The following is an 8,296-nucleotide window of genomic DNA, read 5'->3' as shown; positions in this document are numbered from 1 at the left end:
GACAACGCTCCGCGCGCCCCGCGCCGACCGCGGCGCGCGCCTCCTCCCCGCGCCCCCGGGCGCAGGCGGCGCAGCGCGCGCTCCCCATCCGGGAGCCCGGCGCGCTCCCCGTCAGGGGGCTCGTCATCCTCGTCGCCCTCATCGCCGCGGCGGTGCTCCTCTTCTCCGTCGGGAGCTGTGCTGCCAACGCCCTGTTCGGCCCTGCCCCCGCCGCCGCGCCCGAAGCCGCGGCAAGCGAGCAGCGCGTGAGCTTCGCGGCCGTCGGCGACAACCTGCCCGAGGCCAACGCCGCCGCCTATGCCGACGTGCTCGCCGGCGAAGCAGGCGACGGCCTCTACGACTACGCGCCCATCTACGCAAACGTCAAGCCCCTCGTCGAGGCAGCCGACCTCGCCTACGTGAAGCAGGAGACGCACCTGGGCGGCGACGAGATCGGCCCGCGCGGGTGGCCGTCGTTCAACACCACCGACGCCATGGCCGACGCCATCGTGGCAACCGGGTTCGACCTGGTGGCCTCCGCGTCGAACCACGCCTACGACTGGGGCGCCTTCGGCGCGGTCGAGCACTCGCGCAGCGTGTGGAACGCCCAGCCCGTGGCCTTCACGGGCACCGCCTCAAGCGCCGAGGAGGCCGCGCAGCTCGCGACCGTCGAGCGCGAGGGCATCACGTTCGCGCTGCTCGACTACACCTACGGCGTGAACGGCTTCGAGCCCTCCGAGCTGCCCGCCTACGCGGTGAACTTCATCGACGAGGAGCGCATTCGCGCCGACGTCGCCGCCGCGCACGAGGCAGCCGACGTCGTGCTGGTGGCCATGCACTGGGGAACCGAGAACCTGATGGAAGCCGATGACGAGCAGCAGCGCCTCGCCAAGCTGCTCGCCGACCTCGAGGTTGACGTGGTGCTCGGATCGCACCCGCACGTCATCGGCCCGCTCGAGTGGGTGGAGGGCGAGACGGGACATCAGGCGCTCGTGGCGTACTCGCTGGGCAACTTCCTGTCGCATCACGACACCCCTCACGTGAAGAACGAGCTGGAGGGCATGCTCACCTGCGACTTCGTGAGGGACGCGGAGAGCGGGGACGTGCGCGTGGAGAACGCGGCGTGGACCCCGCTCGTGAACCACACCGACGAGGACGGCAGCCTCAGCATCTACCCCTTGGGCAGCTACACCCCCGAGCTCGCCACCCGACACACCCTCCTGGGCCAGGAGGAGGACCCCCTCGGGCAGCTGAACGCCCTCACGGACCAGACCATCGGCGATAAGTTCCCGATCAATAGGTAGCCCTGCCGAGCCCCACGAAGGCCACGAGAAGCTGACCTCGCAAAGCCGCCCGAAGACTTCGCCGACACGTGCACGGTGATGGCATTCGTGCCGTCCAAGCCGCGGGACGAGCTCACGCGCGGGCACTCATGCGTCGGCGAGCTCACTGGAGGGCGTCTTTGAGCGCATAGGACACGCTGCGCCCGCCGGCTTTGCTGCGCACGAGCACCCCCTTGCTCACGAGGTCGTTTATGTCTCGCAGCGCCGTGTCAGCCGACACCTTGCACATCTTCGCCCACTTGCTTGCCGTGAGCTTCCCCTCGAAGCCGCCCTTGAGTCGCACGAGCATCACACGCTGACGCTCGTTGAGCGGCACGCCTTCAAGGTGCCTCCAAAACGCGGCCCTCTCCAGTACGTCGCCCATGCTCCTCTTGCTTTGCTCGATCGAGCCTTGCAGAGCCCGCAGGAACCACACGAGCCATTCGGTGACGTCAGGGCTTCCTTTTTGCGCATGCTCCAATGCGCGGTAGTACTCCTCTCGGTGTGCGAGGATGTGCTGAGCCATGCTGTAGAAGCGCCGCGGACTGCCGTCGCTGCGCGCCAGCAGCAGCTCGGTAAGAGCCCGCGCTATACGCCCGTTGCCGTCATCAAAGGGATGCACCGTGAGAAACCACAGATGCGCGATGCCCGCCTTCAGCAGCGGCTCCACGCTGTCGCACTCGTTGACCCACGAGACGAGCTCCCCCATCAGCAGGGGAACGCGATCGGGGTCAGGCGCCAGGAAATGCACCCGCTCCCTTCCTATGGGACCGCTTACCACCTGCATCGGCCCCTCGCGATACTGCGCGACGCGAATCTTCCTCAAGCCGCTGTAGCCCGTGGGAAACAGCGCATTGTGCCACCCGAAGAGGCGCGCATCGGAAAGGGGCTCGGCAAAGCAGCGCGTGGCATCGAGCATGATCGAAACCGATCCATCGACGTCGCGAGTGTCAATCGCACCCGCAAAATCCTCCAACCCCAGCTGACGTGACACCGAGGAGCGGACCTCCTGCGCATCGAGCACGACGCCTTCGATCTTCGAAGAGGCGACGACCGCACCCGAGAGGGCCTGGACCTCGACTTCCGACTCAACGTCGAAGCCCACGCCGGACATGCTGCCCAACAGCTCCCCTTGCGCAAAGCGCGCTTCGCCGAGCAGCGGCAGAACCGTCGCATCATCCCATGCGAAATGGGTCCAGTCGGCATGTTCGTACAGGTACATGCCAGCAGTATACCGGATCATGCGGTGAATGACGATCTATTCACCGCAAAATATGCGGAGATTAAGGTGGTATTTTTTCACCTGATATGCGGAGGCTGCTTGCCGCACCTGGCGGCTTTGCGTAAGCACGCGCCCTGCCGCACGAGCCGCCATACGGGCGAGCCATTCCCAAGGCGCTTCCGAAGGCTCCGAAAGCGCCCGCGCTCGTGCCAAATCAACGCGAACGGGTACCCCGCCGCGCCTGATCGCCGCATAATTTGCTATCCTGACTTGACGTACCTTTACCCACAGACGGCGGCCTGGCGCACGGCGCAGCCCGCCTTGCACCCGAAGGACGGAGCCCATGCAGATCACGCCTGCTGAAATCGCCGAGACGCTTGCCATGGTGAGCAAGCAGAACCTCGACATCCGCACGATCACGCTCGGCATCAACCTGCGCAGCTGCGTGGACGCCGACATCGACCGCCTCGCCGCCAAGGTCTACGACCGCATGACCACGGCCGCCGAGCACCTCGTGCCCACTGCCGAGCAGCTCGAGCGCGAGTTCGGCATCCCCATCGTGAACAAGCGCATCTCGGTGACCCCCGTCGCTGAGATCTGCGCCGCCGTGTCCGCCGCCGACCTCACGCCCATCGCCGTGGCCATGGACCGCGCGGGCAAGGAGGTCGGCGTCGACTTCGTGGGCGGCTTCTCCGCGCTCGTGCACAAGGGCGCCTCGCGCGCCGACGACAAGCTCATGGACTCCATCCCCTCGGCGCTCGCCGCCACCGACCGCGTGTGCTCGAGCGTGAACGTGGGCTCCACGCGCGCCGGCATCAACATGGACGCCGCGTTCAAGATGGCGGGCATCGTCAAGAAGGCCGCCGAAGCCACGGCCGACGCGCAGTGCATCGGCGCGGGCAAGCTCGTGGTGTTCTGCAACGCCGTGGAGGACAACCCCTTCATGGCCGGCGCCTTCCACGGCTCGGGCGAGGCGGACGAGGTGGTGAACGTGGGCGTGTCGGGCCCGGGCGTGGTGCGCGCGGTGCTCGCCGACCTGCCGCGCTCGGCCGACGTCACCACCGTGGCCGAGGCCATCAAGGCCACCGCGTTCAAGATCACGCGCGCCGGCGAGCTCATGGCGCGCGAGGCGAGCCGCCGCCTGGGCGTGCAGAAGGGCATCCTCGACCTGAGCCTGGCCCCCACCCCCGCCGAGGGCGACTCGGTGGCCGAGATCCTCGAGGCCATCGGCGTAGGCACCTGCGGCGGCCCGGGCACCACGGCGGCGCTCGCCATGCTCAACGACGCGGTGAAGAAGGGCGGCGTCATGGCGTCCTCGAGCGTCGGCGGCCTGTCGGGCGCGTTCATCCCCGTGTCCGAGGACGCCGGCATGATCCGCGCCGCCGAGGCGGGCGCGCTCAGCCTGGAGAAGCTCGAGGCCATGACCTGCGTGTGCTCGGTGGGCCTCGACATGATCGCCATCCCCGGCGACACCCCCGTCGAGACCATCTTCGGCATCATCGCCGACGAGTGCGCCATCGGCATGATCAACAACAAGACCACCGCCGTGCGCATCATCCCCGCCATCGGCAAGCAGGTGGGCGACCGCCTCGACTTCGGCGGCCTTCTGGGCTACGCGCCGGTGATGCCCGTGAACCAGAACGCCGGCACCGTGTTCGCCCACCGCGGAGGCCGCATGCCCGCGCCCCTCAACTCGCTGAAGAACTAGCGGCCGCGGCGCGCGGAGCGGCCCCGTCGGCGTCGCCGGCAAGCGCCTCTCCCCTGCCGCGCGCTAGCCGCGGTACACGGCGCGCACGAGGTACTCCACGTTGCCCTGCGCGCCGCAGATGGGCGACTCCACCACGCCCGTCACGTCGAACCCCGCGTCCTCGAGCGCTGCGCGCACCTCCTGGACCGTGCGCAGGCGCACCGCCTCATCGCGCACGATGCCGCGGTCGGTCTCCTCGTGGCGCGACTCGAACTGCGGCTTCACCAGCCCGATGAACACCGAGCCCGCCCGGCACAGCGGCGGGAAGGCGCCCGCCAGCGCGGCGAGCCCGATGAAGCTCACGTCGATCACGATGAGGTCGAAGGGAGCGCCGAGCGCCTCGGGCACGGCCTCGCGGATGTTCGTGCGCTCGAACACGCTCACGCGCGCGTCCTGCCGCAGCTTCCACGCGAGCTGCCCGTAGTTCACGTCCACGCACGCCACGCTCGCCGCGCCCGCCTGCAGCAGGCAGTCGGTGAACCCGCCGGTCGACGAGCCGATGTCCACGCAGCGCATCCCGCGCACGTCCTGCGAGAACGCGTCGAGCGCGCCCTGCAGCTTGCGCCCGCCGCGCGACACAAACTGCCTGCGCCCGCGCACGAACACGTCGGCGTCGGGTCGCACGCGCACGGCCGCGCTCGTCACGTACACGTCGTCGACGCGCACCTCGCGCGCGATCACCGCGCGCAGCGCCTCGTCGGCGCTCGCGAAGACGCCGCGCTCGACGAGCAGCTCGTCCACGCGCACCTTGCCGGGCTTTTTCCTTGAGTTGGGCTTCGAAGTATCCATGCGCACCATGATACCAAAGCGCCCCGCATGCCATCTGGCACGCGGGGCGCGAAAGAGACGCCTGGGGGCCGTGCTCGTCTTGGCGGCCGGGCCGAGTGACCGGAACTGGCGGTCGGACCCAGCGACCTGCGCTCGCCCGCCTGCGCCCGTCAGCCCGCGCTTACGCCCGGGGCAGCAGCAGCTGAGCGATCTGCACGGCGTTGAGGGCCGCGCCCTTGCGGATCTGGTCGGCCACGTTCCAGAAGGCCAGGCCGTGCTCCACCGAGGGGTCGCGGCGCAGACGGCCCACGTACGCGCCGTCGGTGCCGGCGAGCAGCCCCGGCATGGGGTAGACGTTGCTCGCCGGGTCGTCCATCACGGTGATGCCGGGAGCCGCCTCGAGCGCGGCGCGCGCGGCCTCCACCGTCACCTCGTCGGCGAACTCCACGTTGATGGACTCGCCGTGGCAGCGCAGCACGGGCACGCGCACGCAGGTGGCAGCCACCTTGATGTCCTCGTCGCCCATGATCTTCTTCGTCTCCACCACCATCTTCCACTCTTCCTTGGTGGAGTCGTCCTCAAGGAACTTGTCGATGTGCGGGATGCAGTTGAACGCGATGCGGTGCTGGAACGCCTTCACCGTGAGCTCGTCGTCAGGCGCGCCGTCGAGGAACTCGCGCGTCTGGTCGTAGAGCTCGCGCATGGCCGGCGCGCCCGCGCCCGACGCGGCCTGGTAGGTGGACACCACCACGCGCGTGATGCGGCTCAGGTCGTAGAGCGGCTTCAAGGCCGCCACCATCTGGATGGTGGAGCAGTTGGGGTTCGCGATCACGCCCGAGTGCCAGCTGACGTCGCCCGGGTTCACCTCGGGCACCACGAGCGGCACGTCCTCGTCCATGCGGAACGCGCTCGAGTTGTCGATCATCACGGCGCCCGCGGCCACCACGGCCTCGCGCATCGCCTTCGACACGTCGGAGCCCGCCGAGAACAGCGCGATGTCAACGCCCTCAAACGACTCCGGGGTCATCTCCTGCACCACCAGATCGCCCGCCGGCACGTCGCCGCAGCCGTCGAACGCGAGCTTCTTGCCCGCGCTGCGCGCGCTCGCCAAGGCACGCACCTCCGAGGCCGGGAAGTCCAGGTCGTGCAGCACCCTCAGAAACTCGCGTCCCACCGCGCCCGTCGCGCCCGCGACCGCCACCACCGGCCGAGCCGGCATCTCTTTCGTCCAAGCCATCTTCCGTCTCCTTCATCCAAGTTCGGCGGATCACAAACCGCACGCCATGTTTCAAATCTATCAGCCGCGAACTCGAGCCGCGCGTCAAATCGGCAGACAGGCGGCAAAACCCAGCCGTCTGCCTCCCAGCAAGCGCTCGCACGCAAAAAGAATCGCGAAAAGCGCGGTCATCCATCCTTCGATGCAAAAAAGAAGCCCCGACGCGAGGCGAGCTGCGGAGGGGTGCTCACCAAGCGAGTTCCGCACGAGCCGAAATGCCCGGCGGGCATTTCGCGCGAGCAGGACTGTCCGAGCGACTGAGCTCCCCTCCGCAGCTCGCCCGACGCCCGCAGTCCAGCGCGCGTACCTTGGTACGCGACGAATGCTTGGAGCGGCAAGGCGAGGTGCCTCGGAGCTTCGCAGCGTCGAGCCTTCTGCCGTTGCGTCAGCGCGCGAGCGCTTAGCGCCCCTTCTTCATCTTCGCGGCGATCTCCTCCGCCGAGAGCTGCGTCTCCTCGAACACGCTGTCGGAGTCCAGCTCGAACGCGGTGTGCAGCACCTGCACGGCGCGCGTGGCCTCCGACGCCTCGACCACCATCGACAGTCGGATGGGGGACGTGGAGATGGCCAGGATGTTGATCTGGTTCTCGCCCATGGTGGTGAAGGCGCGCGCCGCCACGCCGGGCGACGACTTCATGCCCGTGCCCACGAGGCTCACCTTCGCGATGTCCTCGTCCACCACGTACTCGGTGGCGCCGATCTCGCCGATGATGCAGTCGAGCGTCTCCTTGGCGCGCTTCAGGTCGGCGCCGGGGCAGGTGAACGAGATGTCGGTGTAGCCGTCAAGCGAGATGTTCTGGATGATCATGTCGGTGTTCACCATGTTCGCGGCCAGCGCCGAGAACACCTTCGCGGCGACGCCCGTGTTGTCAGGCACGCGGCGGATGGTCACCTTCACCTCGGACGTGTCGTGCGCGATGCCGGTGATGACGGCTTCCTCCATGTCAGGGTCCTCCTTGATGTACGTGCCCTCCGCATCGGAAAACGCGGAGCGCGAGTGAATGACGACGTTCCACTTGCGGGCGAACTCGACGGCGCGGCTCTGCAGCACGCCCGAGCCGGCGCTCGAGAGCTCGAGCATGTCGTCATAGGAAATCTGGTCGAGCTTGCGCGCGCGCGGCGCCACGCGCGGGTCGGTGGTGTAGACGCCGTCCACGTCGGAGTAGATCTCGCACACGTCCGCGTTGATGCCCCAGGCCACCGCCACGGCCGTGGTGTCGGACCCGCCGCGGCCGAGCGTGGTGATGTCGCCGTTCGCGTCGATGCCCTGGAAGCCCGCCACCACGGGGATGGCGCCGTCGTCGAGCGCCGCCAGGATGCGCTCGTTGTGCACCTTGACGATCTTCGCCTTGTTGTGGATGCCGTCGGTCTCGATGCCGGCCTGGCGGCCCGTGAAGCTCATGGCCTTGTAGCCCAGCTCGCCGATGGCCATGGCCAGAAGCGTCATGGACACCTGCTCGCCCGTGGAGAGCAGGCGGTCGAGCTCGCGCGCCGGCGGGTTGGAGGTGACGGCGCTGGCCAACCCCATGAGCTCGTCGGTGGTCTTGCCCATGGCCGAAACCACGGCGACCACCTTGTGCCCCTGCTGCCTCATCCCCACCAGGCGCTTTGCAACGTTCTTGATGCGTTCGGGCGAGGCAACCGACGTGCCGCCGAACTTTGCAACGATCAAAGACATGGTTATCTCTCAGTTTTCTTCCCTGTGCGTCCTCATCGGGCACGCGCCGAACACGGGCAGGCGAAGGCGCCGAAGGGAAGGCGCGCGCCTGCGCAAGGGCGCATGAGCCCAGCAGCGTCCCACTATATCAAAAAGAAGGCGCGCCGAGGCCCTCTGCCAGCGAAATGCATGATCGGCCAGCCCACGAGCACGGAAAGCCAGCGGGCGCCGCGCCGCGCCATGCCCCGCGCCCGGCAGCATGTCGATAGCGGGCGCCGCGCGCGCCGCGCCGCAACGCGCCCGCTAGCGCGCCCGCATGCCGCCC

General features: G+C 68.4%; 6 protein-coding genes. 2 read left to right on the top strand and 4 right to left on the bottom strand.

Annotated features, from left to right (window positions below):
- Positions 1 to 1,283, top strand: a 1,283-nt coding sequence (locus HRL41_RS11140) for a CapA family protein (RefSeq protein WP_253904876.1), incomplete at its 5' end; no start/stop codon positions are given.
- 142 nt (positions 1,284 to 1,425) lie between these two features.
- Here the strand turns inward: HRL41_RS11140 and HRL41_RS11135 are convergent.
- Complete coding sequence (locus HRL41_RS11135) at positions 1,426 to 2,523, bottom strand: Fic family protein (protein ID WP_253904877.1); 1,098 nt, start codon at positions 2,521 to 2,523, stop codon at positions 1,426 to 1,428.
- A gap of 343 nt (positions 2,524 to 2,866) precedes the next feature.
- On the opposite strand from HRL41_RS11135, the gene HRL41_RS11130 reads away from it, so the two are divergent.
- A complete protein-coding gene (locus HRL41_RS11130; RefSeq protein WP_172137088.1) occupies positions 2,867 to 4,231 on the top strand; it encodes a PFL family protein in 1,365 nt (454 codons plus the stop codon).
- Between the two features lie 63 nt (positions 4,232 to 4,294).
- Here HRL41_RS11130 and HRL41_RS11125 read toward each other — a convergent pair whose 3' ends face one another.
- The 3 genes from HRL41_RS11125 to HRL41_RS11115 all read right to left on the bottom strand — a co-directional run bounded on the left by HRL41_RS11125 (position 4,295) and on the right by HRL41_RS11115 (position 7,992).
- The gene (locus HRL41_RS11125) at positions 4,295 to 5,059 is read right to left on the bottom strand and encodes a TlyA family RNA methyltransferase (protein WP_172137087.1); all 765 of its coding nucleotides are present in this window, start codon (positions 5,057 to 5,059) and stop codon (positions 4,295 to 4,297) included.
- A gap of 160 nt (positions 5,060 to 5,219) precedes the next feature.
- Positions 5,220 to 6,275 carry an aspartate-semialdehyde dehydrogenase gene (locus HRL41_RS11120; RefSeq protein WP_172137086.1) on the bottom strand — a complete coding sequence of 352 codons (1,056 nt, stop codon included), beginning with the start codon at positions 6,273 to 6,275 and terminating at the stop codon, positions 5,220 to 5,222.
- A 439-nt stretch (positions 6,276 to 6,714) separates the two neighbouring features.
- Complete coding sequence (locus HRL41_RS11115) at positions 6,715 to 7,992, bottom strand: aspartate kinase (protein ID WP_165172206.1); 1,278 nt, start codon at positions 7,990 to 7,992, stop codon at positions 6,715 to 6,717.
- Between the last annotated feature and the right edge of the window lie 304 nt (positions 7,993 to 8,296).

It is taken from the genome of Adlercreutzia sp. ZJ473, assembly GCF_013185065.1.
Lineage (GTDB): Bacteria > Actinomycetota > Coriobacteriia > Coriobacteriales > Eggerthellaceae > CAAEEV01.
The sequence above is the reverse complement of the archived record's forward strand: the minus strand, read 5'-3'. Positions and strand labels throughout refer to the sequence as shown.

Bases quoted from the DNA above. Each gene is read 5' to 3' on its own strand.
- HRL41_RS11135 (WP_253904877.1), bottom strand. From the start codon at position 2,523: ATGTACCTGTACGAACATGCCGACTGGACCCATTTCGCATGGGATGAT.
- HRL41_RS11130 (WP_172137088.1), top strand. From the start codon at position 2,867: ATGCAGATCACGCCTGCTGAAATCGCCGAGACGCTTGCCATGGTGAGC.
- HRL41_RS11125 (WP_172137087.1), bottom strand. From the start codon at position 5,059: ATGGATACTTCGAAGCCCAACTCAAGGAAAAAGCCCGGCAAGGTGCGC.
- HRL41_RS11120 (WP_172137086.1), bottom strand. From the start codon at position 6,275: ATGGCTTGGACGAAAGAGATGCCGGCTCGGCCGGTGGTGGCGGTCGCG.
- HRL41_RS11115 (WP_165172206.1), bottom strand. From the start codon at position 7,992: ATGTCTTTGATCGTTGCAAAGTTCGGCGGCACGTCGGTTGCCTCGCCC.